At 70.6% G+C, this 23,632-nt stretch carries 16 protein-coding genes, 2 tRNA genes, 1 other RNA gene and 1 pseudogene; 5 read left to right on the forward strand and 15 right to left on the reverse strand.

Going from position 1 to position 23,632, the window contains the following annotated elements:
* Nucleotides 1-92 precede the first annotated feature (92 nt).
* Nucleotides 93-2,105, reverse strand: a complete 2,013-nt coding sequence (locus QWI33_RS25975) for a DNA polymerase III subunit gamma and tau (RefSeq protein ID WP_289958085.1) — start codon at nt 2,103-2,105, stop codon at nt 93-95.
* Between the two features lie 236 nt (nt 2,106-2,341).
* Here QWI33_RS25975 and QWI33_RS25980 point away from each other — a divergent pair, with 236 nt between their 5' ends.
* Complete coding sequence (locus QWI33_RS25980; protein ID WP_289958086.1) at nt 2,342-3,814, forward strand: RICIN domain-containing protein; 1,473 nt, start codon at nt 2,342-2,344, stop codon at nt 3,812-3,814.
* 77 nt (nt 3,815-3,891) lie between these two features.
* Here QWI33_RS25980 and QWI33_RS25985 read toward each other — a convergent pair whose 3' ends face one another.
* The 4 genes from QWI33_RS25985 to QWI33_RS26000 all read right to left on the reverse strand — a co-directional run bounded on the left by QWI33_RS25985 (nt 3,892) and on the right by QWI33_RS26000 (nt 8,014).
* Nucleotides 3,892-5,064 carry an ABC transporter permease gene (locus QWI33_RS25985; RefSeq protein ID WP_289958087.1) on the reverse strand — a complete coding sequence of 391 codons (1,173 nt, stop codon included), beginning with the start codon at nt 5,062-5,064 and terminating at the stop codon, nt 3,892-3,894.
* Between the two features lie 606 nt (nt 5,065-5,670).
* The gene (locus QWI33_RS25990; protein ID WP_289958088.1) at nt 5,671-6,378 is read right to left on the reverse strand and encodes an ABC transporter ATP-binding protein; all 708 of its coding nucleotides are present in this window, start codon (nt 6,376-6,378) and stop codon (nt 5,671-5,673) included.
* Nucleotides 6,375-7,463, reverse strand: coding sequence for a peptidoglycan-binding protein (locus tag QWI33_RS25995; protein ID WP_289958089.1), 1,089 nt, complete (start codon nt 7,461-7,463; stop codon nt 6,375-6,377). Before QWI33_RS25995 ends, QWI33_RS25990 begins: the two co-directional genes overlap by 4 nt.
* Entirely contained in the window at nt 7,463-8,014 is a 552-nt protein-coding gene (locus QWI33_RS26000) for a hypothetical protein (RefSeq protein WP_289958090.1), read from the reverse strand. The genes QWI33_RS25995 and QWI33_RS26000 overlap by 1 nt, the downstream gene beginning before the upstream one ends.
* A gap of 125 nt (nt 8,015-8,139) precedes the next feature.
* Between QWI33_RS26000 and QWI33_RS26005 the strand changes: the two genes are divergently transcribed.
* Both QWI33_RS26005 and QWI33_RS26010 read left to right on the forward strand, forming a co-directional pair.
* Nucleotides 8,140-8,796, forward strand: coding sequence for a response regulator transcription factor (locus QWI33_RS26005; RefSeq protein WP_289958091.1), 657 nt, complete (start codon nt 8,140-8,142; stop codon nt 8,794-8,796).
* Nucleotides 8,793-9,962, forward strand: coding sequence for a sensor histidine kinase (locus QWI33_RS26010; RefSeq protein ID WP_289958092.1), 1,170 nt, complete (start codon nt 8,793-8,795; stop codon nt 9,960-9,962). Before QWI33_RS26005 ends, QWI33_RS26010 begins: the two co-directional genes overlap by 4 nt.
* Nucleotides 9,963-10,006: 44 nt before the next feature.
* Here QWI33_RS26010 and QWI33_RS26015 read toward each other — a convergent pair.
* A tRNA-Thr gene (locus tag QWI33_RS26015) sits at nt 10,007-10,082 on the reverse strand.
* An RNA gene (gene ffs / locus QWI33_RS26020) (signal recognition particle sRNA small type) lies at nt 10,080-10,173 on the reverse strand. The genes QWI33_RS26015 and ffs overlap by 3 nt, the downstream gene beginning before the upstream one ends.
* A gap of 125 nt (nt 10,174-10,298) precedes the next feature.
* Here ffs and QWI33_RS26025 point away from each other — a divergent pair.
* Nucleotides 10,299-10,386, forward strand: a tRNA-Ser gene (locus tag QWI33_RS26025).
* Nucleotides 10,387-10,712: 326 nt separating this feature from the next.
* On the opposite strand, the pseudogene QWI33_RS26030 reads toward QWI33_RS26025, so the two are convergent.
* From QWI33_RS26030 to QWI33_RS26060, 7 genes and pseudogenes are all read right to left on the reverse strand, one after another.
* Nucleotides 10,713-13,223 (reverse strand): annotated as a pseudogene (locus QWI33_RS26030) (ATP-dependent Clp protease ATP-binding subunit); the annotation flags it as partial.
* A 394-nt stretch (nt 13,224-13,617) separates the two neighbouring features.
* Nucleotides 13,618-13,974: a histone-like nucleoid-structuring protein Lsr2 gene (locus tag QWI33_RS26035; protein ID WP_208498769.1), complete on the reverse strand. Its 357-nt coding sequence runs from the start codon at nt 13,972-13,974 to the stop codon at nt 13,618-13,620.
* Between the two features lie 248 nt (nt 13,975-14,222).
* Nucleotides 14,223-15,677, reverse strand: coding sequence for a lysine--tRNA ligase (lysS, locus tag QWI33_RS26040; protein ID WP_353895492.1), 1,455 nt, complete (start codon nt 15,675-15,677; stop codon nt 14,223-14,225).
* Between the two features lie 464 nt (nt 15,678-16,141).
* Nucleotides 16,142-16,948, reverse strand: a complete 807-nt coding sequence (gene amrB / locus QWI33_RS26045; RefSeq protein ID WP_289958095.1) for an AmmeMemoRadiSam system protein B — start codon at nt 16,946-16,948, stop codon at nt 16,142-16,144.
* Nucleotides 16,949-16,971: 23 nt separating this feature from the next.
* Complete coding sequence (amrS, locus tag QWI33_RS26050) at nt 16,972-18,156, reverse strand: AmmeMemoRadiSam system radical SAM enzyme (RefSeq protein WP_289958096.1); 1,185 nt, start codon at nt 18,154-18,156, stop codon at nt 16,972-16,974.
* Nucleotides 18,157-18,304: 148 nt separating this feature from the next.
* On the reverse strand, nt 18,305-19,399 hold the full coding sequence (locus QWI33_RS26055) for an ABC transporter ATP-binding protein (RefSeq protein WP_289958097.1): 1,095 nt from the start codon (nt 19,397-19,399) through the stop codon (nt 18,305-18,307).
* Nucleotides 19,400-19,625: 226 nt separating this feature from the next.
* Entirely contained in the window at nt 19,626-20,372 is a 747-nt protein-coding gene (locus QWI33_RS26060; protein WP_289958098.1) for a hypothetical protein, read from the reverse strand.
* A 47-nt stretch (nt 20,373-20,419) separates the two neighbouring features.
* Between QWI33_RS26060 and QWI33_RS26065 the strand changes: the two genes are divergently transcribed.
* Nucleotides 20,420-21,475, forward strand: a complete 1,056-nt coding sequence (locus tag QWI33_RS26065) for a UDP-N-acetylmuramate dehydrogenase (RefSeq protein ID WP_289958099.1) — start codon at nt 20,420-20,422, stop codon at nt 21,473-21,475.
* Here the strand turns inward: QWI33_RS26065 and QWI33_RS26070 are convergent.
* Nucleotides 21,472-23,613, reverse strand: a complete 2,142-nt coding sequence (locus tag QWI33_RS26070; RefSeq protein ID WP_289958100.1) for an MMPL family transporter — start codon at nt 23,611-23,613, stop codon at nt 21,472-21,474. The genes QWI33_RS26065 and QWI33_RS26070 overlap by 4 nt on opposite strands.
* Between the last annotated feature and the right edge of the window lie 19 nt (nt 23,614-23,632).

A 23,632-nucleotide genomic window follows, 5' to 3' on the forward strand; every position in this document is an offset into this window, starting at 1 on the left:
CGGAGTGGCAACAGAAGTTTTCCGCCTGTGGATAACCCACCGCAAAATCAGTGTTATTGCAGGTAGGAAGCCTGTGGATAACTTTGGGGAATTCAGGCGATCTGCTTGGCGCTGAAGGCGGTCGTCAGGAGCTTCACGGCCTGCTCCTCGCTCGTGCCGAAGCCGCCCGGGGCGACGGGGTCGTCAGGGCTCGGCTCGTCGAAGTCGTCCGCAGGAGGCTCCTCGAAGGACTCCGCGGCCGGCGGCGGGGCCTGGCGGGACGGGGCGCCCTGCTGCCGAGCGCTCTGCGCCTGGCCGTTCGACGAGCCCGCAGGCGCGGGGCGGCTCGGCGCCGGGCTAGGCGCCGGTCCCGTTCCCGCTTTTGGGAGGCTCCCGGCCTCCCCCACTTCGCACCGGATCTTCCAGTTGCCGCCGAGGACGTCGTTGAGAACCCCCACGACGATCCCGTACGCGGGCTCCTTCTGCAGGTTCTCCGCATGGAAGGAGTGCTTGAAGGCGAGCACCACTTCGTTGTCCGTGGCGTCGGCGATCGTCGCATCCTGCAGCAGCGCCGCAGTGGTGCGCTTCTTGTCCTTGACCGCCATCATGATCCGGTCCCACTGGCGCCGGATCGAAGCGGCTGAGGCCCCACCGGACTCGGCGACCGGCGCGTACGCCGGAGCCGCCGGCTCGGCGGCCGGGACGGGCTCGGCGTCGGCCCAGTCGTCAGCGGGCGCCGCGGGCTCGGGCACCGGCGGGCTCGCCTGCGGGGCTTCGTCTTCCCAGGGCGGCACGGCGACCGGAGCGGCCGGCACTGCGGCCGTCTCCTCTGCGGGCGGCGGCGGGACCGGTGCCGGAGTCGCGGCAGGGACGGGAGCAGCGGGCTCGGCGGTCTTCGCCAGCGCGGCGCGTGCCGCGGCGGCGCCGCCGGTCGGGATTTCGCGCGCCGGCGCCGCGAAGGCGGCTCCGGCGGCGCGCTGCTCGAGGGTTTCGAGGCGCTGGGTGAGTCCGGCCATGGATTCGTCGGAGCCGGGCAGGATGGCGCGGACGCAGGCGAGTTCGAGGAGGAGGCGGGGGGCGGTGGCGCCGCGCATGCTGGCGAGTCCGGCGGCGATGACCTCGGCCATGCGGGTGATGGTGGAGGTGCCCATGCGGGTGGCCTGGCTGGTCATCTTGGCGAGCTGGTCGGCGGGGGCGTCGACGAGGCCGGAGGAGCCCGCGTCGGGGACCTGGTGGAGGACGATGAGGTCGCGGAGGCGTTCGAGGAGGTCGCCGGCGAAGCGGCGGGGGTCGTGGCCGCCTTCGACGACGCGTTCGACGACTTCCATGACGGCGCGGCCGTCGGCGGCGGCGAAGGCTTCGCACATTTCGTCGAGGAGTCCGGCGTCGGTGACGCCGAGGAGTCCGGCGGCGCGTTCGTAGGTGACGCCTTCGGGTCCGGCGCCGGCGATGAGCTGGTCGAGGACGGAGAGGGTGTCGCGGGCGGAGCCGCCGCCGGAGCGGACGACGAGGGGGAGGACGTCGTCGGCGACGACGGCGCCTTCTTCGTCGCAGAGCCTGCGGCAGAGTTCGCGCATCGCGGGCGGGGCGATGAGGCGGAAGGGGTAGTGGTGGGTGCGGGAGCGGATGGTGGGGAGGACCTTGTCCGGCTCGGTGGTGGCGAAGATGAAGAGGACGTATTCGGGGGGTTCTTCGACGAGTTTGAGGAGGGCGTTGAAGCCTGCGGCGGTGACCATGTGGGCTTCGTCGATGATGTAGATCTTGAAGCGGGAGTCGACGGGGGCGAAGACGGCGCGTTCGCGCAGTTCGCGGGCGTCGTCGACGCCGCCGTGGCTGGCGGCGTCGATCTCGATGACGTCGACGGAGCCGTGGCCGTCTGCGGCGAGGGCGCGGCAGGAGCGGCATTCGCCGCAGGGTTCGGGGGTGGGGCCCTGGGCGCAGTTGAGGGAGCGGGCGAGGATGCGGGCGGAGGAGGTCTTGCCGCAGCCGCGGGGGCCTGAGAAGAGGTAGGCGTGGTTGAGGCGCCCGGCGCGGATGGCGTTGATGAGCGGTTCGGTGACGTGCTCTTGGCCGACGACCTCTGCGAAGGTCTGCGGCCGGTATTTGCGGTACAGCGCGAGTGCCACGTCTTCCTCCTGCTGGCCGGGGCTCTTCCGTTCCTGCCAGGGTACGGCCTGGCTCTGACATATGGCGGCGCGACCGGTGGAGTTGGTGCGGGCGGCACAGCAGGGGCCGCGGCGTGTCGGGTGGTGTCGGTATCTCGTTGTTTTCGGGCGTTCTCGGGGGTGGCTTCGCTCACGTGTAAGCGGTATCCTCTAACGATACCGACGCATTTAAACGTTTCAATGTAAGGAGTTCCCCCTTGCGCACTCCCGCTCCATCCCGCGCCAGACTGGCGCGCTGGTTCGCCGCGGTGACCGTCGCCGTCTGCACGGCCGCGGGCCTCACCGCCCTCACGGCCGCTCCGGCGTCCGCCGTCGAGACCAACGTCTGGTACCGGATCGTCAACGACCAGACCGGCCTCGCCGTCAGCATCGAAGGCGGCTCCACCACCGCGGGCGCGAAAGCCGTCCTCGCCACCACGTCGAACGCGACCAGCCAGCAGTTCCGCTTCGTCGACTCCGGCAGCGGCTACTACCGGATCCAGGCCCGGCACTCGAATCAGGTACTCGACGTCTACGCCAAGTCCACCGCCAACGGCGCCGACATCGTCCAGTGGGCCGACAACAACGGCACCAACCAGCAGTGGCAGGTCAACAACCAGTCCGACGGCAGCGTCGAACTCGTGAACCGCAACTCGGGCAAGGCCCTCGACAACTGGGAGGGGGCGACCACCGCGGGCAGCCGCGTCTCGCAGTACACCCGCAACAACCTCGAGACGCAGCACTGGAAGCTCGTGCCGGTCGAGACGGGCGGCACCTCCGGGAACGGCTCCCTCACCGACCCGAACGTCCAGTTCTACGGGCGCTGGGACAAGGACAACGCCACCTGGTACCAGATGGGCTGGGCCGGCGGGTACGTCGAGACCGCCTTCACCGGCTCCTCGATCGGCGTGAAGCTGCGCAACACCATCGACATGTGGTACTCGATCGACGGCGGCAACGAGACCTGGATGCGGAACGTCTCCGGGAACGTGACCGTCAGGAGCGGCCTCAGCGGCACCCACACGATCCGCATCGGCTTCCGCGAGCGGGCCGGCTCCTACACCGGCGACCCGTCCTTCGGCGGGTTCATCCTCGGCTCGGGCGGCGCGACCAGCGCGACCGTGCGGCCCGACAAGCACATCGAGTTCATCGGCGACTCCATCACCGTCGGCTCGCCGAACGCGAACCGTCCCTTCTCGACCTACGCGTGGAACTCGGCCGAAGCGGTCGGCGCCTCCCACATGCAGGTCGCCGAAGGCGGCGCGTGCGTCTCGACCACCGACTGCCGCGGCATGGTCGACTGGTTCCTGCGCACCACCAACCAGGACGCGAACGACATGTGGGAGTTCAACACCTACGAGACCGACGTGGTCGTCATCAACCTGGGCACCAACAACAAGGTGTCCGCGGCGCAGTTCCAGGCCGACTACATCCTGCTGCTGCAGCGGGTCCGTCAGTCGTACCCGAACGCGGAGATCCTCGCGATGGGCGTCTTCCGCGAACGCCTGCTCACGGAGGTGCAGAACGCCGTCGCCAACCGCAACAACGCCGGTGACTCGAAGGTCCACTACGTCGACACCCGCGGCTGGGTGAATGCGTCCACCGACACCAGCGACAACGTGCATCCGCACGACGCCGGCCACGCGAAGATCGCCGGCCTGCTGACGCCGATCCTGCGCCAGTACCTGTAAGCGCAACGCGGCGGCCGCCCCTGGTATCGGCGGCCGCCGCACCCAGAGGCGGTGCCCCCACCGGCCCCCGCCTCTCCCTATTGGGTCGAGAGGGCCTCCGTCGGCGAGAGCCGGGACGCCCGGATCGCCGGGTAGAGCCCCGCGACCGCGCCGATGAAGAGCGTCGCGCCGACACCGCCCGCACTCGCCCAGTACGGCACCACCGCAGGCCAGCCCTGCGAGGACGCGTACCCGACCGTCACCACGGTCCCGATGAGCACCCCGCCCAGGCCGCCCAGGGCACTGAGCAGCAGCGACTCCGCGAGGAACTGCACCCGCACCTGGCCGCGCGTCGCCCCCAGCGACCTGCGCAGCCCGATCTCACTGCGCCGCTCCAGCACCGAGATCACCATCGTGTTCGCGACCCCGACCCCGCCGACGAGCAGCGCCACCGCGCCGAGCCCCAGCAGCATCCCGGTGAACGCCGAGTCCACCGCCTGCTGCGCCTCGAGCGCGTCAGAGGGCCGCGACACCGACATCTCATCGGGCGCCGACGGATCGGCCGTCGCCGCGAGCACGTTCGCCACATCGAGCACATAAGCGTCCTCAGCGCGGGTGTACACCGTGGTCGCGTGCCCGTCGAACGCGAGGTACGCCGCAGCGGACTCCCAGCCGATGAGCGCCGTCAGGTTCAGCTCCGGCGCGAGCGCCACCGGCTCCAGCACGCCCACCACCGAGAACCACTGCCCGCCGATGTAGACGTCCACGCCGGCGCCGGTGACCCCCAGCTGCTCGGCGGCGCTCGAGCCGAGCACCACCGCCGGGTACTGCGCCGTGGCCTCGTTGAGCCACACGCCGTCCGCGAGCGCCGCACCCACCGTGTCGAGCAGGTTGAGCTCGGCCGCCTGCACGGTCATGCCGCCGCTCTGCGACTCCGGAATCCGGTCCGACCGGTACACGTTCACGTCCGGCACCACCCCGGTCGCCGCGACCTGCGTGACCGGCGTGATCCGGCCGATCATCGACACCGCCTCGTACGGCAGCACCCCGACCTCGCCGCTCATCATCGACGTGCCCGGCGAGACCGTGAGCAGGTTCGTGCCGAGCGCCGCGAGCTGCCGGTCGAGCTCGGCCCGGCTCGACGACGAGATCCCGACGACCGCGATCATCGCCGCGATCCCGATCGCGATGCCCAACGCGGACAACCACGCCCGCAGCGGCCGCGTGCGCAGGCCGGTGGCCCCCACCCGCAGCACGTCCCCCGGGTGCATCCGAGCCGACCGCAGCGACTTCGCGGAAGGCTCCGCCGGACCGGACGACCGCAGCGACCGCATCCGGCGAGCGCCCTTCGGCCGCCTCCCCGGCGGTGGCGGCCCGGCGTCCGGCACCGGGGCCGTGCCCGAACCGGGCGGCGACGCCGAAGCGGCGGCCTGCGGGGGTTCGAGCGGGCCTCCTTGCGCGGTTCCCGGCTGCGGTCGCGAAGGCGCACTTGCCGGTCGCGTCGGCGTCGATGCCTGCTCGACGCCCGGCGCCGGTTCGAGCGGACCGCCTTGCGGCGCGCTGCTCGGCTGCGGACGCGAGGACCCGCTGGCCGAACGCCACGAGGCCGCCTCGTCCGCGTCCGGTGCCGGCGGTTCGTTCCCCGAAGGCCCGGTAGGCGTTCGCGGTCCGAGTCGGCCTCCCGCCGCATTGGTTCCGTCGACGTTCGGTGCCGGCGGTTCGTTCCCCGAAGGCCCGGTAGGCGTTCGCGGTCCGAGTCGGCCTCCCGCCGCATCGGCCCCGTCGGCGTTCGGTGTCGGCGGCGCGGGGATCGGCGGCGGCCAGCCGCCCGGGAGCGGCTCCTCGCCGCGGCCCGGACCGGTTGAGGGCGTTGGCATTCAGACCACCTCTCCGTCGCGCATCGCGACCTGCCGCGGCAGCGACCGCGCGATGTCCTGGTCGTGCGTGATGACCACGACGGTGGTCCCGGCCGCGTGCAGCTCGTGCAGCAGCGCCATCACCCCGGCCCCGGACACCGAGTCGAGGTTGCCCGTCGGCTCGTCCGCGAGCAGCACCGCCGGCTCCCCGACGATCGCCCGCGCCACCGCCACCCGCTGCCGCTCGCCACCGGACAGCTCGTTCGGCAAGTGGTCCAAGCGGTGCGCGAGCCCGACCTTCTCCAAGGCCGCGGCGGCACGCGCCCGCCGGTCCGGACCGCGCCGCCCCGAATAGAGCAGCCCGTCCGCGACGTTGTCGAGCACCTGCTGGCCCACCGCAAGGTGGAACTGCTGGAACACGAACCCGATCCTGGTGGCACGCAGCGCGGACAGCTGCTTGTCGCGCAGCCGCGCCACATCGAACCCGTCGATGCGGACCGTGCCCTCGCTGGGCCGGTCGAGCGTGCCGATGAGATGCAGCATCGTCGACTTGCCCGAACCCGAGGGGCCGACGATCGCGCACATCTCCCCCGCCTCGATCCGCAGGGAGACGCCGCGCAGCGCCCGCACCCCGCCCGGATACGTCTTGGAGACCCCGTCGAGCTCCACCACCGGCCGCGGCCCCGCCGGCGTCTCGGCCTCCGCAGGGGCCTGCGCGAGGGTGCTCATGAGGGCACCACCACGGCCATGCCCGCTTCGAGGCCCTCGCCGCTCACTTCCACCGACCCGTCGGCGAACAGGCCCGTGTCGACCGCGATCACCTCAGTGGTGTCGCCGTGGGCGATCTCCAGGCCGTACCCGCCGGCGCCGAGGCCCAGCAGGGCCTCCACCGGAACGGTGAGCACGTCCTCGGCCGTGTCCCCGGCGAACCCGATGTCGACCGCGGCCTGGTCGAGCCCGTCGAACACCGCCGGGTCGTCCGCGGCCACCGTCACCTCCAGGTACGTGGTGCTCTCGGTGCCGCTCTGCGTGTCCTCCTCGCTCACCAGCGACTCGGAGTCGGCGATCGTCCCGGTCGCCTCGGTGCCGTCAGGGAGGGTGATCGCGACGGCCTCGCCGACCGTGACCAGCTCCTGGTCCTCCAGGTCGACCTCCACCGTCACGACCTTGTCGAGGCCCGTGTAGTCGAGCACCGGCGCGCCCGGCTGGGCCGGGTCGCCCAGCTCGACGCCGACCGTATCCACCCGCACCTCCCCAGGGGCGTAAGCGATCTGACCCAGATCGACGACACCGGTCTCCGGCAGGCCCAGGTCATCCTGCCACTCCTCCACCGCCTCCGCGGTCGCGTCCGTGTACTCGTCGTCCACGGTGAACCCGTCATAGCCGAGCTTCGACAGGTTCTCCTCGAACTGCTGCACGTCGGCGCCCTCGGCGCCCGGCGTCAGCGACCGGTACGCCGGGAGCGACCCGTACAGGAGGGTCACCGGCTGGTCGTCCACCGCGTACAGCTCACCGCCGCGCTCGATCACGTCGCCCGCCTTCGGCAGCGCCGTGAACGTGCCGCCCCGCAGGCAGTCGAGACCGATCACGTCCCCGAAGCCGAGATCGCCGGAGGCCGTCACGGTCTCGGTGAGCGTCTGCTGCACGACCTCGGCGGTCGCCGGGGTCTCCTGCGACGCTCCGGCCTCGGCCTCCTCGAAGAACACCCGAGGATCGAAGCCGAGAGCGGCCGCGGCGGCCCCGGCGGCGGCCACCGCCACGGCGGTCACGGCGACCGCCTTCCCGACGGCGCCCCTGCGGCGCTCGCGGGTCATCACTCGTCCTCGCTAGGACGCTCGGGGCGCAGGTCCGCGCACGCCTCGTCGGCCGCCTGGAACTCCTCGCTCTGCGGGTCGAAGCCCTGTTCGCCGTTCATCATGATGCCGCCGTTCGGCTGCGGGTCCGGGAACTCGGTGATGCCGTTCTCACGCATGCACTCCGAGTAGTCCAGCAGTGCCTCGTAGATCTCCGGGTCGAGCGTCTCGCCCTCACCCGGGCCGGGCATCAGGTCCTCGCAGGCCTCCTCGGCGGCCTTGAAGTCCTCGTCCTGCGGGTCCATGCCCTCGGGCAGGGACAGGCCCACGCCGTTCTCGCCGTTGCGCTCCGGGTCCGGGAACTCCGTGATCCCGTTCTCGCGCATGCACTCCGAATAGGCCAGCGCCTGCTCGAAGCCGTCCAGCTCCTCGCCGCCGCCGGCGTCCTCGCTCGCGGACTCGGAAGCGGTGGTGTCGACGCTGGCCACGCCCCCGTCGCCGTCGTCGTCGCTGCAGGCCGCGACCGTCAGGGCCGTCAGGCCCAAGAGGAGTGCGATCGTGTATCGCCGCATGAAAGCTCGTCCTTTCTCCGCCAGGGAGGTCCCGGCGCAGCACCAGTACAGTCGCGGCGGCGTTGCCCGGCCGTAAGCCGAAACGGCAATGCCGCGGCAACGCGGGGCGGGCCATGATGGAGGGCATGAGAATCCTGGTGGTGGAGGACGAGCCGCTGCTCGCCGATGCCGTGGCCGAGTGGCTGCGCGGAGAGTCGCATGCGGTGGACATCGCGTTCGACGGTGCGGCGGCGCTCGAGCGGTTCGGCGTCAACGACTACGACGTGGTCGTCCTCGACCGGGACCTGCCGGGGGTGCACGGCGACCAGGTGTGCCGGGCGATCGCCGCCGAGCACGGGGACACGCGGGTGCTGATGCTCACGGCCGCGTCCGACATCGACGACCGGGTCACCGGGCTCTCGCTCGGCGCGGACGACTACTTGCCGAAGCCGTTCGCGTTCCGGGAGCTGGCGGCGCGTGTGGCGGCGCTGGGGCGGCGGGCCCGGCCGGCGGCGCCGCCGGTGCTCGAGCGGGCCGGGATCACCCTCGACACGCATCTGCACCAGGTGTTCCGTGACGGCCGGTACGTGCCGTTGTCGCGCAAGGAGTTCGCGGTCCTCACCGAGCTGCTGCGGGCGGGCGGCGCGCCCGTCTCGGCCGAGCAGCTGCTCGAGAAGGCCTGGGACGAGCACACCGACCCGTTCACGCAGGCGGTGCGGATGACCATCCTCAAGCTCAGGCGCAAGCTCGGCGACCCGCCGGTGGTCCTGACCGAACCCGGAGTGGGGTACTACCTGCAATGAAGCGCCGCATCCGACTCACGCTCCGGGCCCGCCTGACCCTCGTCTACGGCGGGCTGTTCCTCGCCGGCGGGGCGCTGCTCCTGGTCCTCACCTACAGCCTCGTCGAGCAGGGCATCCCCGATGAGGGGGCGATCATCCGCAGCTTCAACTCCTCCGGGGAGGAGGTCGCGCCGCCCGAGACCGAGGTGCTGACGGAGGACCAGCACCTGCGGCTCATCGCCACGAACGAGGTGTGGGCCGAGGCGCTGGACGCGATCCGCAACCAAGGGCCGCTGGCGCTGCTGCTGGTAGGGCTCGGGACGATCGCGATCGGCTGGCTCGTGGCGGGGCGGATGCTGCGGCCCCTGCAGCGGGTGACCGACACGGCGGCGCAGATCGCGGAGGCCCCGGCTGCGGACCGGGGCCTGCACCAGCGGATCAAGGTGAGCGGTCCGCGCGATGAGCTGCGGGAGCTCTCGGAGACGTTCAACCGGATGCTGGAGCGGCTCGACCAGTCCTTCGACGGGCAGCGTGCGTTCATCTCCAACGCCTCCCATGAGCTGCGGACGCCGCTGACGGTGACGCGGGCGCTGCTGGAGGTGGCGGTGCACCGGCAGGACGCGTCCGCGGAGGTGCGGCTGCTGGGCGAGACCCTGCTGGAGGTGAACGCGCGGCACGAGCGGCTCATCGAGGGCCTGCTGCTGCTCATGCGCTCGGACCGCGAGCTGGCCGAGCGGTCGTACGTGGACCTGTCGGACGTGGCCGAGTACGTGGTGGCGCAGACCCCGGCGGGCGGGGTCGCGGTGGCGACCCGCTGCGAGGAGGCGCCGACCATGGGCGAGCCGGTGCTGCTGGAGCGCCTGGCGCAGAACCTCGTGGAGAACGCGATCCGGTACAACGCGCCGGAGGGCGGATGGATGCGCGTGGCGACCCGCCGCGAGGGCGCCTTCGCGGTCCTGGAGGTCGTCAACGCGGGCCCGGTGGTGCCCGTGTTCGAGGTGGAGGGCCTGTTCGAGCCGTTCCGGCGCCTGGGCACCGAGCGGCTCGCCACGGCCTCCAAGGGGGCCGGGCTCGGCCTGTCCATCGTCAGGGCGGTCGCGAAGGCCCACGGCGGCGAGGTCACCGCGGCGGCCCGCGCCGAGGGGGGCTTGGCGGTCACGGTGCGGCTGCCTGCCGCGGGCGACTGACCGGGGAAACGAGAAAAGACCCCGGGAAACCGGGGTCTTTCTGCTGGAGCCGCCTAACGGAATCGAACCGTTGACCTATTCATTACGAGTGAATCGCTCTACCGACTGAGCTAAGGCGGCGGGGTCCCTCACGCACCCGACAGAGCCCGCTTATCCTTGCTGCCTTCCGGCCCTGGGGAGGTTCACAAGATGACGCCGCATGAGGGACGGGCGAAAGTCTACCCCACGCCTCCGCCGCCACCGAACCGGGAGCGCCCCGACGGGGCCCGATGCAGCGCAGGTCACCTCGTTCAACCCGGTTGGAAGTCGCCGGAGGCATCCGGTAAGGTCTTCCGCGGAGGATTCGCATAGTGGCCTAGTGCGCACGCTTGGAAAGCGTGTTGGGTTAACGCCCTCAGGGGTTCGAATCCCCTATCCTCCGCCAGTGGCGAGAAGAGAGAAGCCGGAGCAGCCGCTCCGGCTTTTTTCATGCCCTCCGCGCGCCCGGGCCACGGGTGCTCCGGACGCCGTCGGGCACCGAACCGGCTCGACCCGGACGCGGCGCCGAGTACGCCTGCCCGGCCGCCGCCGGCTCGCGGCGGCACGGCACGACGAAGGGGCGGGACCTCGCGGTCCCGCCCCTGTTCGCTCGATCGGCCTCCGCGGTTAAGCGGCGCCGCCCTGGCCCACCTGGCCGCCGCGCGGCCCGGCTCCCGGGCTCTTCGGCGGCATCGTGCCGGTACCGGCTCCCGGGCTCTTGGGAGCCCGCTCGCCGGCCAGCTCGGCCGGAGGCGTGTCCGGGACGCTCGCGGGCTTGTCGGCGCCCCTGAACGTCAGGTTCGTCTTCTCGACGTCCTTCGGGTCGCCGTCGACGTCCACGATCACGATCTGACCGGGGGTGAACTCGTTGAAGAGGATCTTCTCCGAGAGCGTGTCCTCGATCTCGCGCTGGATCGTGCGGCGCAGCGGCCGCGCACCCATGACCGGGTCGTAGCCCTTGTGCCCCAGGTACAGCTTCGCGGCGTCCGTCAGCTCCAGGGCCATGTCGCGGTTCGCGAGCTGGTCCTCGATGCGCTTGACCATGAGGTCGACGATCGCGACGATCGCGTCCTGCGAGTGCTTCGGGAACACGATCGTGTCGTCGATGCGGTTCAGGAACTCGGGGCGGAAGTGGTTCTTCAGCTCCTCCGAGACCTTCTCCTTCATCCGGTCGTAGTCGCCGCCCTCGGACGCGTCCGACTGGAAGCCCAGCGAGACGGCCTTGCCGACGTCCTTCGTGCCGAGGTTGGTGGTCAGGATGATCACCGTGTTCTTGAAGTCCACGATGCGGCCCTGGCCGTCGGTCAGGCGACCGTCCTCCAGGATCTGCAGGAGCGTGTTGAACACGTCCGGGTGGGCCTTCTCGATCTCGTCGAACAGGACCACCGAGAACGGCTTGCGGCGCACCTTCTCGGTGAGCTGCCCGCCCTCGTCGTACCCGACGTACCCGGGAGGCGCACCGACCAGGCGCGACACCGTGTACCGGTCGTGGAACTCGGACATGTCGAGCTGGATCAGCGAGTCCTCGGAGCCGAACAGGAACTCCGCGAGCGCCTTCGCCAGCTCGGTCTTACCCACACCGGACGGGCCGGCGAAGATGAACGAACCGGACGGGCGCTTGGGGTCCTTGAGCCCGGCGCGGGTACGGCGGATCGCCTTCGAGACGGCCTTGACGGCGTCCTCCTGGCCGATGATCCGCTTGTGGATCTCCTCCTCCATCTTCAGCAGACGGGAGGTCTCCTCCTCGGTGAGCTTGTAGACCGGGATGCCGGTCCAGTTCGCGAGGACCTCGGAGATCATCTCCTCGTCGACCTCGGTGACCTGGTCGAGGTCGCCGGCCTTCCACTCCTGCTCGCGCTTGGCGCGCTTCTCGTGGAGGCGCTTCTCGGTGTCGCGCAGGCGCGCGGCGGCCTCGAAGTCCTGGGCGTCGATCGCCGACTCCTTCTGGCGGCGCGTCTCCGCGATCTCCTCGTCGATCTCGCGGAGGTCCGGCGGTGCGGTCATCCGGCGGATGCGCATTCTCGCGCCCGCCTCGTCGATGAGGTCGATGGCCTTGTCGGGCAGGAACCGGTCCGAGATGTACCGGTCCGCGAGCGTCGCGGCCTGCACCAGGGCGCCGTCCGTGATGGACACGCGGTGGTGGGCCTCGTAGCGGTCCCGCAGGCCCTTGAGGATCTCGATGGTGTGCGCCAACGACGGCTCGGCCACCTGGATCGGCTGGAAGCGTCGTTCCAGGGCGGCGTCCTTCTCGAGGTACTTGCGGTACTCGTCGAGCGTGGTCGCGCCGATGGTCTGCAGCTCGCCGCGGGCCAGCATGGGCTTGAGGATCGAGGCCGCGTCGATCGCGCCCTCGGCGGCCCCCGCACCGACGAGCGTGTGGATCTCGTCGATGAACAGGATGATGTCGCCGCGGGTCTTGATCTCCTTGAGGACCTTCTTCAGCCGCTCTTCGAAGTCGCCGCGGTAGCGCGAACCGGCCACCAGGGCGCCCAGGTCGAGCGTGTACAGCTGCTTGTCCTTGAGGGTCTCGGGGACCTCGCCCTTGGTGATCGCCTGCGCGAGGCCCTCGACGGCGGCGGTCTTGCCGACGCCGGGCTCGCCGATGAGCACCGGGTTGTTCTTGGTGCGGCGGGAGAGGACCTGCATGACGCGCTCGATCTCGCGCTGGCGCCCGATCACGGGGTCGAGCTTGCCGTCGCGGGCGGCCTGCGTGAGGTTGCGGCCGAACTGGTCGAGCACGAGCGAACCGGACTGCTGCGCCTCCTGGGAGGTGCCGCCGGCCGTGGCGCCCGCGGGCTCCTTGCCCTGGTAGCCGGACAGGAGCTGGAGCACCTGCTGGCGGACGCGGTTGAGGTCCGCGCCGAGCTTGATGAGGACCTGGGCGGCGACGCCCTCGCCCTCGCGGATCAGGCCGAGCAGGATGTGCTCGGTCCCGATGTAGTTGTGGCCCAGCTGCAGCGCTTCGCGCAGGCTCAGCTCGAGCACCTTCTTCGCCCGCGGGGTGAAGGGGATGTGCCCGGACGGGGCCTGCTGGCCCTGGCCGATGATCTCCTCGACCTGCTGGCGGACGCCTTCCAAGGAAATGCCCAGGCTCTCCAGGGCCTTCGCCGCCACGCCCTCGCCCTCGTGGATGAGGCCGAGCAGGATGTGTTCCGTGCCGATGTAGTTGTGGTTGAGCATCCTGGCTTCTTCTTGAGCCAAGACGACCACGCGTCGGGCACGGTCCGTAAACCGTTCAAACATGCGCTTCTGCTCCTCGCGTCCGCCGCTACTTGTCGTCGTTACTGGTCGTGGCTTGCAAAACCCTGTGGGTACACCTTATCTCCCGGGTCCGCGGACGACGGGTGCCACGTGGGTGACAACAAGCGTGCCTCTTCGACCATTCCCGGTGATAACAGGTTCGCTGTGAGCGCAATACCCGTCCCGCGTCGCGGCAATCCAATGGTGCCCGACGGGTGTGACAGCCCGGCCGACTCCGCCGTCCCGAAGAACGGAACGGCACGGCCGTTCTCGGCCTCTGTTCGCAGCGTGCCCGCTATGGCGATGACGGCCCGCATCCTCATTTTGTTCGCTGCGCGCGAAAATACCCGCTCCCCGGGAGAGAGCGGGCATGGAAGTCGGTTCGCCGGGTGCCTGACTAGTTGTGCGCGGCGTTGTATTCCTCGACGATGGCCTGCGGGATGCGCCCGCGGGGAGAGACGCGCTTGCCGCTGCGCTCGGCCCACTCGCGGATGGCCTTGTTCTGCTCGCGGTCCACAGTCTGGCGACGCGGGGCGACGGCGCCGCGGACCGGGCCGCGGGGGGCGCCCAGGCTGTAACGGCCGAGTCGGGTGCCGGCCTCCTGGAACTTCTCCAAGGCATCGCGCAGTTCCTTGGCATGTCCCGCCGAGAGGTCGATCTCGTAGGCCTGCCCGTCGATAGCGAATTTGACGGTCTCCTCAGCCTTGCTGCCGTCGATATCGTCGATCAGGATGACCTGTGTCTTCTTCGCCATGGCAAATTCCTCTCGAACTGTAGCGACTACCGCTGCCGGGACAACCGTCTTGCTAGTGCCAGAGCATATACGAGTCCATTAGCGAAGGGAAAGAGGGTGGCCGCATCTATTTGTGAATGCGCCGCTACCGTCCAGGCCACGAGGCGACTTGAATGCGTCCAAGTCTCCCGGGTCCGGGCGAAAAGGGACCGCGCCCGAAGATCGCCCCTTGAATAAGGCGGCCTTCCGGCGCGGTTCCTTTGGCTTTGCTATTCGGGTTTCACCAGCGGGAAGAGGATGGTCTCTCGGATACCGAGTCCGGTGAGCGCCATAAGCAACCGGTCGATTCCCATGCCCATCCCGCACAGCGGCGGGAGGCCGTACTCCATCGCGCGCAGGAAGTCCTCGTCGACGCCCATCGCCTCGTCGTCGCCCTTCGCGGCCAGTCTGGCCTGCGCCTCCAGGCGCTCGCGCTGGATCACCGGGTCGATGAGCTCCGAATAGCCGGTGGCGAGTTCGAAGCCCCGGACGTACAGGTCCCATTTCTCGGTGAGCCCGGGAGTGGTGCGGTGACCGCGCGTGAGCGGCGAGGTCTCCTCGGGGTAGTCGAAGACGAAGGTCGGTGCCGTGATGTGGTCGGAGACCAGCAGCTCGAACAATTCCTCCGCGAGTTTCCCGGCTCCCCACTTGGGGTCGACCGCGAGTTCGACTTTCTCCGCGTAAACGCGCAGCGTCTCCAGCGGCGTGTCGACGGTCACGGTTTCTCCGAGTGCTTCGGAAAGGGACCCGAAGAGGGTGATCTCGGCCCACTCGCCGCCGAGATCGAACTCGGAGCCGTCCGCGAGAGCCACCGTCTCGGAGCCGAACACCGAGCGCGCCGCGCCTTGAATGAGCGACTTGGTGAGCCCGGCGATCGTGCGGTAGTCGCCGTAGGCCTGATAGGCCTCCAGCATCGCGAACTCCGGCGAATGCGACGAGTCGGCGCCCTCGTTGCGGAAGTTCCGGTTGATCTCGAATACGCGGTCGATACCGCCGACGACGCACCTTTTCAGATAGAGCTCGGGGGCGATGCGCATGTACAGGTCCATGTCGTACGCGTTCATGTGCGTCACGAACGGCCGCGCGGTCGCCCCGCCCGGCTGCACCTGCATCATCGGCGTCTCGACCTCGACGAAGTCGCGGTCGTCGAGCTGCGAACGCAGCGAGCGCACGACCTTCGCCCGGTTGCGGGCGTTCGCGCGGGCCTCGGGCCGGACGATGAGGTCGACGTACCGCTGGCGCACGCGGGTCTCTTCGGCGAGCGGCTTGTGGGCCACCGGCAGCGGGCGCAGGGCCTTGCCGGTGATCTCGAAGGAGTCGGCCATGACCGACAGCTCGCCGCGCTTGGAGGTGACGACCTCGCCGGTGACGCCGATGTGGTCGCCGATGTCGGCCAGGCGCTTCCAGTCGGCGAGGCGCTCCTCGCCGATCTTGCCCTGGGAGAGCATCACCTGGAACTCGGTGCCGTCGCCGTCGCGCAGGCGCGCGAAGCAGAGCTTCCCGGCCGTGCGGACGAAGATCACCCGTCCGGTGGTGCCCACGGTGACGCCCGAGGACTCGCCGTCGGCGAGGCCCGCGAACTGCTCGCGCAGCTCGGCCAGCGTGTGGGTGCGCGGGTAGCCGAGCGCGTAGGGCTCCTTGCCTTCCGCGAGGAGGGCGGCGCGCTTGTCGCGCCGGATCTGCATCTGCTCGGGAAGGTCGTCGCCGCTGTCGGTGTTCTGCTCGTGCTCGGTCACGTCTTACAGGGTAAATGCCGCTCCTGCGCGGCGGCATGCGAGTTTCCCCCCGTCGCGCCGTGTCACACCGCCTCCGCGTCGCGGAGCGGGGCGGAACGGGGTGATGCGGCTATAGGGCAAGCCCCTTCCCACCCGCATCCACCTCCGACCAACCGAAGAAATGCGACGACTCTCCCACACGGGTCCGACATGCCCCCGAACGCGAACTTCGTTCGCGCCCCTTCGCGACCGGTGGGCGCCCGCTGGTCTGCCGCGATCGCCGCTCCGTCGCGCGGTCCGCCCGGGACCGGCCGCTCGGGTGAGTCGCCCAGTCGCCCAGGGCCCGGCGCTCAGGCGTGCCGACTAGTCGGCCAGGGACCCGCCGCTCAGCCGTGTCACCAGATCGGCCATGACGCGCCGCTCAGGCGTGTCGCCTAGTCGGCCAGGATCGGCCGTTCGATCGCGAACGCCGGGTAGCCGACGACGCGGTCGGGCCGGCCCACCGTGTCCGCCGACGTGGCGAGCGCGAGCTGGCGCGGGCGGCGGCCGGTGGCGTCGGCCCACGCGAGCGTGGCGCGCAGCGCGAAGACGCCGCACGCGTGGTGCGGGGCGATCTCGCGCGGGCGCAGGCTCCGGATGGCCTCGGCGGTCGCGGCGTCGATCCGCTCGGCGGTCGCCTGGTCGTGGAAGTGCGACAGGTCCGTGGAGCAGATGATGACCGAGTCCTCCCCGGCCTCCTCGCGGAGCGCACTGATGAGCCGCGCGCCGTCCGGGGACTGGCCCATGCCGAAGGCGACGGGCGTGATCTCGATGTCGGGCCCCAACGCCACCTGCAGGAACGGCAGCTGGACCTCCAGCGAGTGCTCGGCCTCGTGCGGGAGGCGCGAGGAGCCGACGACGCCCGTGGCGGCCACGTTGACCTCCCCGAGCGGGGTCTCCCAGCGCGCGTAGGGCGCGGCGGCGTGCCCGCGGAGCGGGTAGTGGTGGGAGGGGCCGACGAGGACCACGCGCTTGACGCGGCCGCGGTGGGCGGCGAGTCGGGCGTAGACCTCGGCGGCGACGGGCCCGGAGTAGCGGTGGCCGGCGTGCGGGGCGATGTAGGCGGCGGCGAGCGGTTCGCTCACCGGTCCGGCGGCGTCGATGAGCCGCTCGATGTCGGCGCGGAGCAGCCCGGGGTCGGCCGGGTAGAAGCGTCCGGCGACGGCAGCGGGCCGTACGGTGTCTGATTTGATCGAAGGCATCGCAGGTCTTCCGGTGGTGGTTCCTATGGTCGGTGTGAAGGCTCTGGTCGGTGAGCCGGAATGTGGTCTTGCGCCGGTGCTCGCCTGGTTGACGGCGGGGCGATGCGGATCGGTTGCCGCTTGGGACCCCAGTCTCCCGCCGGTCCGTCGAAAACTCCGGGAACGTTCGCGCCGCAACCGCCGCACTGTCCGCTATCCGACACTGCATACCGGTCAATTCGGTACCAATCACGCACGATGAGGGCTTGGCCACAACTGGAGCAGCTCGTGGTCTGGCCTTCGGGGTCGTGCACGTTGCCGGTGTAGACGTGCCGCAGGCCCGCTTCACGGGCGATCCGCCTGGCCCGGCGGAGTGTCGCGACCGGGGTCGGCGGCACGTCCCGCATCTTGAAGTCCGGGTGGAACGCGGTGAAGTGGAGCGGCACATCAGGTCCGAGGTGGTCGTGGATCCACGCGCATTCGGCGGCGATCTCCGCGTCGGAGTCGTTGTGCCCGGGAATGAGCAGTGTGGTGATCTCGGTCCACACGTCGGTCTCGTGCACCAGGTATTCGAGTGTGTCGAGGACGGTCCTCAGTGAAGCGAATGCGATCTTGCGGTAGAACTCCTCGGTGAACGCCTTGAGGTCGATGTTCGCGGCGTCCATGTGCGCGTAGAGCTCTCGCCGCGCTTCCGGTCTGATGTACCCCGCCGACACCGCCACCGCTTTGAGCCCGGCCTCGCGGGCCGCGTCCGCGCAATCCGCAGCGTATTCGAGGAACACCGTAGGGTCATTGTAGGTGAACGCGATCGACCTGCAGCCCAGGCGCTTCGCAGTGGTGGCGAGGGTCTCGGGCTCGGCCTCCGAAGTGAGCGTGTCGATCTCGCGGGACTTGGAGATGTCCCAGTTCTGGCAGAACCGGCAGGCCAGGTTGCATCCGGCGGTGCCGAAGGAGAGCACGGGCGTGCCGGGCAGGAAGTGGTTGAGGGGCTTCTTCTCGATCGGATCGATGCAGAACCCGGAGGAGCGCCCGTACGAGGTCAGCACGATCTGGTCGCCGCGGCGGGCCCGCACGAAGCACAGGCCGCGCTGGCCCTCGCGCAGGCGGCAGGCGCGGGGGCAGACGGTGCACTCGAGGCGCCCGTCGTCCAGGACGCGATGGAAACCGGTGCCGACGGTGAACTCGTCGGCCCCTTCGGTCCGTGGCCTACGGGGAGTGAGGGTGGCCATACTCACTACGGTAGCGCCCGCTCCGTTGCCGTTGCGTTTCGGCATGGACGCGAGCGGTTTGCAAGCGAAAGGGGCCGCCCCGAGCACTGGATGCTCGGCGCGACCCCTACCGGTCTCGACCATTCGGGCCGCACGCGGCCCGGAGGTACTAGTTCAGGCGCTCGCCGGTCTTGGCGTGGAAGACGTGCTCGTGGCCCGGCTCGGGCACGACGTACACGGTCTCGGCCAGGCGCGGCACGTTCGCCGACTCGGTCCGGACGACGAAGCGCTCGGCTTCGCTGCTGTACGCGGCGTGGCCGTACACGTAGGCCTCCGAGCCCAGCTCCTCGACGAGGTCGACCTCGATCGGGATGCCGCCGGAGCCCTCGGTGCCGAGCTTGCAGTGCTCGGGGCGGATGCCGATGGTGACCTGCTGGTCGCCGCCGTCCTGGGTGGCGGCGTCGCGGACCTCGCGCGAGAGCGGGAGGGTCACGTCGCCGAACAGGCCGCCGGCCTCGGTGAGGCTCACGGTCTTCAGGTTCATGGCCGGGGAGCCGATGAAGCCGGCGACGAAGGTGTTCTTCGGCGCGTCGTACAGGGTGCGCGGGGTGTCGCACTGCTGCAGCAGGCCGTCCTTCATGACCGCGATGCGGTGGCCCATCGTCAGCGCCTCGACCTGGTCGTGGGTGACGTAGACGGTGGTGATGCCCAGGCGCTTCTGGAGCGAGGCGATCTGCGAACGGGTCTGGACGCGGAGCTTGGCGTCGAGGTTCGACAGCGGCTCGTCCATGAGGAACACCTGCGGCTCGCGCACGATGGCGCGGCCCATGGCGACGCGCTGGCGCTGGCCGCCGGAGAGGGCCTTCGGCTTGCGGCCGAGGTAGTCCTGGAGGTCGAGGAGCTTGGCGGCGTCCTCCACGCGCTGCTTGATCTCGGCCTTCGGCATGCGGCGCAGCTTGAGGGCGAACGCCATGTTGTCGAAGACGGACATGTGCGGGTAGAGCGCGTAGTTCTGGAAGACCATCGCGATGTCGCGGGACTTCGGGGGGAGGTTCGACACGTCGGTGTCGTTGATGAAGATCGAGCCTTCGTCGACCTCTTCGAGGCCGGCGAGCATCCGGAGGGAGGTGGACTTTCCACAACCGGAGGGGCCGACGAGGACGAGGAATTCGCCGTCCTGGATCTCGATGTCGAGCTTGTCGACGGCGGGCTTCTCGGTGCCCGGGTAGATGCGCGTGGCACCGGCGTACGTCACTGTGGCCATGATTATGGTCCCTTTCACTGGCAGGCACGTGCCAGACGATCCGTAGTAAAAGGCGGCTTTTCATCACAGACGGGACCTCGCCGGAGCGGCGCGACCCTGCGCTGCGATCACGACCGCGTGATGCGCAGCACCGTGCGGTCGTGAGCTGAGCCTAGCCGCGGGGGAATGCCTTTGCCAAGTCGGTGCCGAACGTTTGTCCGGTTTACCGTGAAGGTTTACCGAAACGTTATTCCACCCGCATGGCCTGCAGGAGCCGCTCGTCACCGGCCACGTCGCAGATCCCGAACGGCAGCCGGCCCCACAGCGCGAGGGCGATGTCCGAGGCCGAGCCCGCCGCGCGGGCCTGCAGTTCCGTGCGCGAATCGGGCTGCTCGAGCAGTGCGACCCGGCCGTCGCGCAGGCGCACGAACCAGGTCGCGTCCGCGTCCTGCGCGAACAGCTGCACCAGGCCCGCGGCCTCGGGGTGGGCCCCGCGGCGGGCGCCCACCGGGAGAAACGCTTCGAACACCTCGCTGATCGCCTCGGCCGCGAGCGCCACCGGGACGGGCGCGGTCGCCCCCACGGCCATCTGCACGTCCCAGCGGGCCAGGCCCGTGGCGACGGCGACGCGCCGGTGCCAGAACTCGGCCCGCCACTCCACCGGCGCCCACGTCCACGCCGGCGAGTCGGCGCCGCGCGCCTCGATCGCGTCGAGCACGGCCGCCAGCGCCTGGTCGTAGACGTCGAGCACGGCGGTGCCCTGCGCGGTCACGGGTGGGGGCTGCGGGAGGTCCTGGTCGGCCGTGGGGCGGGTGCAGAGGGCCTCGACGGCCCAGCGGTACTCGCGGGCGAGTTCGAGGAGGATGCCCGCGACGGTGGAGTCGGGGCGGGAGGGGGCGACGCGGTCGAGGGCCTCGGGCCCGCACGCCGAGCGCAGGCCTGCGGCCTCGGTCTTCAACTCGGTGAGGTAGTCGGTGATGCGCAGCTTAGCCATGGTGACCGCCGTTCCTCGTAGCCTGCGTAAAGCTTAGGCTTTCCGGTGTGACACACGCCAGCCCAACGTCGAGCGAGCAGGCTCCGAACGGCCCGGTCCCGGGCAGGTCCCTCAGCGAGTACACGACGCTGAGGATAGGAGGTCCGGCCCGCGAAGTGATCGAGACGCGCCACTGGTCGGAGGCGGTCGCGGCGATCCGCGGGGCGTCCGGTCGGACGCTGGTGCTCGGGGGCGGCTCGAACGTCGTCGTCGGGGACGGGGGGTTCGACGGGACGGTGGTGCTGCTGCGCGGCGAGGGCATCGAGGAGGTCGGGCCCGAGCGGTTCCGGGTCCAGGCCGGTCATGTGTGGGACGAGTTCGTCGCCTGGACGGTGCGCAACGGCTCCTCCGGTGTCGAGTGCCTGAGCGGCATCCCCGGTTCGACCGGGGCGACGCCGATCCAGAACGTGGGCGCGTACGGCCAGGAGGTCGCGCAGACCATTGCGGCGGTGAAGGTGTGGGACCGGGAGGCGGACGAGGTCCGCGACTGGTCGCCGGCCGAGTGCGGGTTCGCGTACCGCCGCAGCGTGTTCAAGCACTCGGACCGGTACCTGGTGCTGAGTGTGGACTTCCAGCTCACCGGGGGCGGCGAGTCGGAGCCGGTCGCGTACGCGGAGCTGGCGAAGCGGCTCGAGGTCGAGGTGGGCGACCGGGCGCCGGTGCATTCCGTGCGGGAGGCGGTCCTGGAGCTGCGCCGGGGCAAGGGCATGGTCCTCGACGAGGCCGATCATGACACGTGGAGTGCGGGTTCGTTCTTCACGAACCCGGTCGTCGGCGCGGCGGACCTGCACCAGGTGGCCGAGCGGGCGGGGGGCGAGCCGCCGCACTGGCCTGCGGGCGAAGGGGCCGTGAAGGTCTCGGCCGCGTGGCTCATCGGGGCGGCGGGGTTCGCGAAGGGCTACCGGCGGGGGAACGTGAGCCTCTCGACGAAGCACACGCTGGCGTTGACGAACCGGGGCGGCGCCACTGCGGCCGAGCTGCTCGCGCTCGCGGACGAGGTGGCGGACAAGGTGGAAGCGGACTTCGGCGTCCGCCTCCACCCCGAGCCGGTGATGGTGCTTTAGCCCTCGCGCAGTCCGATGCGGTCGTGGAGGCGGCGCAGCGGCGCCGGGGCCCACCAGTTCCATCTTCCGGTGAGCCGCATGAGGGCGGGCAGGAGCACGCCGCGGATCACGGTGGCGTCCACGATGACCGCCAGGGCCATGCCGAGGCCGAGCATCTGCAGGAAGACGACGTCGCCGGTCGCGTAGACCGCGAAGGAGAACGCCAGGACGGCCGCGGCGGCGGTGACGAGCGGCGCGGACCGCTGCAGGCCGGCGGCGATCGAGCCGGTCCGGTCCCCGGTGCGGTCGTGCTCCTCTTTGATGCGCGCGAGCATGAACACCTCGTAGTCCATGGAGAGTCCGTAGGCGATGCAGAACATGAGGATCGGGATGCTCGGCTCGAACGAGCCCTGCGGTGTGAAACCGATGAGGCCCGAGAGATGCCCGTCCTGGAAGACCCACACGAGGGCCCCGAACATGACCGCGAGTGAGAGTCCGTTGAGGAGTGTGGCCTTGAGCGGGGCGATCACGCTGCCGGTCATGAGGAACAGGATCACGACGGTGATGAGGACGATGAGGCCGAGCACGAGCGGGAGCCGGTCGAGCAGGGCGTCGCGGAAGTCCGCGAGGTCGGCCGGGTAGCCGGACACGGCAACCGTGAACCCGGGCTCGACGGCGCGGACGTCGCCGACGAGGGCGTAGGGGTCGGCGCGCATCGCGTCCGCCGCGGGGACCGCCGAAAGCCATGTGGCGCCGCCCGAGTGCGCGAACCGCTCGGTGTCGCCGGGGGCGACCGCGACGCCGTCCACGTACCGTCCGGCGCTCGAGTCGACCTGGGCGATGCCCTCCACTGTCGACAGTTCGGCGGCGTAGGCGCCGAGCGCTTCCGGTTCGGCCCCTTCGATGAGGATCTGGAACGCGTCCGACTCCTCGGCGGCGAAGCCTGCGGTGATCTGGTCGGTGACCACGCGGCTCGCGGCGTCCTCCGGGAGCGCCCGCTCGTCGGGGACGCCGAAGCGCACCCCCAGGATCGGCGACGCCAGCGTCAGCACGAGGACCAGTGCCGCAGTGCCCCAGATGAACGGGCGGCGCGTGACCGCCGTCGCGAGCGTGAACCACCGGCCCTCCTCGACCGGCCGCACCGGGCGCGTGCGCGTCACCCGGGGGCCCCAGACCGCCAGGGCCGCAGGGAGGACGACGACGGCGCCGACGAGCGCGGCGAGCGGCACGATGATCCCCGCGTACCCGAAGGACCGCAGGAACGGGAACGGCATGAGCAGCAGCACGGAGAGGCTCGCGGCCACGGTGACGGCGCTGAACACGACGGTGCGGCCGGCGGTGGCGACCGTGCGGGCGACGGCCTCCGCGCGGTGGTGGAGCGCCGACTCCTCCCGGAAGCGGTTGACGATGAACAGGCAGTAGTCCACGGCCAGGCCCAGGCTCATGACCAGGATGAGGTTCGCGGCGAACGTCGAGACCTCGGTCATCGCCGCGACGGCGCGCATGGCGGCCAAGGAGAGTGCGAGCGCGAAGACGCCGGTCCCGAGGGTGAGGAGGGCCGCGACCGGACGCCGGTAGAGCACGATGAGCAGCACCAGCATCCCCGGGAGGACGATCATCTCGGCGAGCACGAAGTCCTCGCGGGCCAGCTGCGCGGCCTCGCGGAACAGCTCGTCGGAGCCGCCGACGGCCACCGTGAGCGCGCCGCCGTCCCGGGCGAACTCGGCCTTCAGGTCCGGCAGCAGCTCCTCGCGCACGAAGGTGACGTCGCCGGGGAGGTAGGCGGTGACGAGCGCCTGCGAGCCGTCCTCGGAGCGGAGCGCGGGTGAGCCGGCGTCCCAGTAGGAGTCGACGGCTCCGGTGCCCTCGGCGGCGGCCAGCTCGGCGGCGAGCGCGGTGCCCGCCGCTTTGCTTGCGGCGGAGTCCACGTCGCCGTCGGCGGCCGTGACGAGCAGCAGGAAGTTGGCGCTGCCGATGCCGAAGCGACGGTCGAGTTCGTCGCCGGTGACGATCGATTCGGAGCCGGGCGCCTCGAAGCGGGAGAGGACGAGCGCGTTCATGGTGCCGGAGCCGATGAAGGCGCTGGCGAGGAAGGCGAGGAGGGCGGCGAGGAGCAGGATGCGTCTGCGGCGCACGGTGAATCGACCAAGGCGGTGCATGGGGTCTCCGACTGGCTAG

This window comes from Glycomyces tritici, assembly GCF_030403505.1.

What these genes read in the sequence shown, in the direction of transcription:
- QWI33_RS25985 (WP_289958087.1), bottom strand. Translation starts at nt 5,064, where the DNA reads ATGCACCCGGGGGACGTGCTGCGGGTGGGGGCCACCGGCCTGCGCACG.
- QWI33_RS25990 (WP_289958088.1), bottom strand. Translation starts at nt 6,378, where the DNA reads ATGAGCACCCTCGCGCAGGCCCCTGCGGAGGCCGAGACGCCGGCGGGG.
- QWI33_RS25995 (WP_289958089.1), bottom strand. Translation starts at nt 7,463, where the DNA reads ATGACCCGCGAGCGCCGCAGGGGCGCCGTCGGGAAGGCGGTCGCCGTG.
- QWI33_RS26000 (WP_289958090.1), bottom strand. Translation starts at nt 8,014, where the DNA reads ATGCGGCGATACACGATCGCACTCCTCTTGGGCCTGACGGCCCTGACG.
- QWI33_RS26005 (WP_289958091.1), top strand. Translation starts at nt 8,140, where the DNA reads ATGAGAATCCTGGTGGTGGAGGACGAGCCGCTGCTCGCCGATGCCGTG.
- QWI33_RS26010 (WP_289958092.1), top strand. Translation starts at nt 8,793, where the DNA reads ATGAAGCGCCGCATCCGACTCACGCTCCGGGCCCGCCTGACCCTCGTC.
- QWI33_RS26035 (WP_208498769.1), bottom strand. Translation starts at nt 13,974, where the DNA reads ATGGCGAAGAAGACACAGGTCATCCTGATCGACGATATCGACGGCAGC.
- lysS (WP_353895492.1), bottom strand. Translation starts at nt 15,677, where the DNA reads ATGCAGATCCGGCGCGACAAGCGCGCCGCCCTCCTCGCGGAAGGCAAG.
- amrB (WP_289958095.1), bottom strand. Translation starts at nt 16,948, where the DNA reads ATGCCTTCGATCAAATCAGACACCGTACGGCCCGCTGCCGTCGCCGGA.
- amrS (WP_289958096.1), bottom strand. Translation starts at nt 18,156, where the DNA reads ATGGCCACCCTCACTCCCCGTAGGCCACGGACCGAAGGGGCCGACGAG.
- QWI33_RS26055 (WP_289958097.1), bottom strand. Translation starts at nt 19,399, where the DNA reads ATGGCCACAGTGACGTACGCCGGTGCCACGCGCATCTACCCGGGCACC.
- QWI33_RS26060 (WP_289958098.1), bottom strand. Translation starts at nt 20,372, where the DNA reads ATGGCTAAGCTGCGCATCACCGACTACCTCACCGAGTTGAAGACCGAG.
- QWI33_RS26070 (WP_289958100.1), bottom strand. Translation starts at nt 23,613, where the DNA reads ATGCACCGCCTTGGTCGATTCACCGTGCGCCGCAGACGCATCCTGCTC.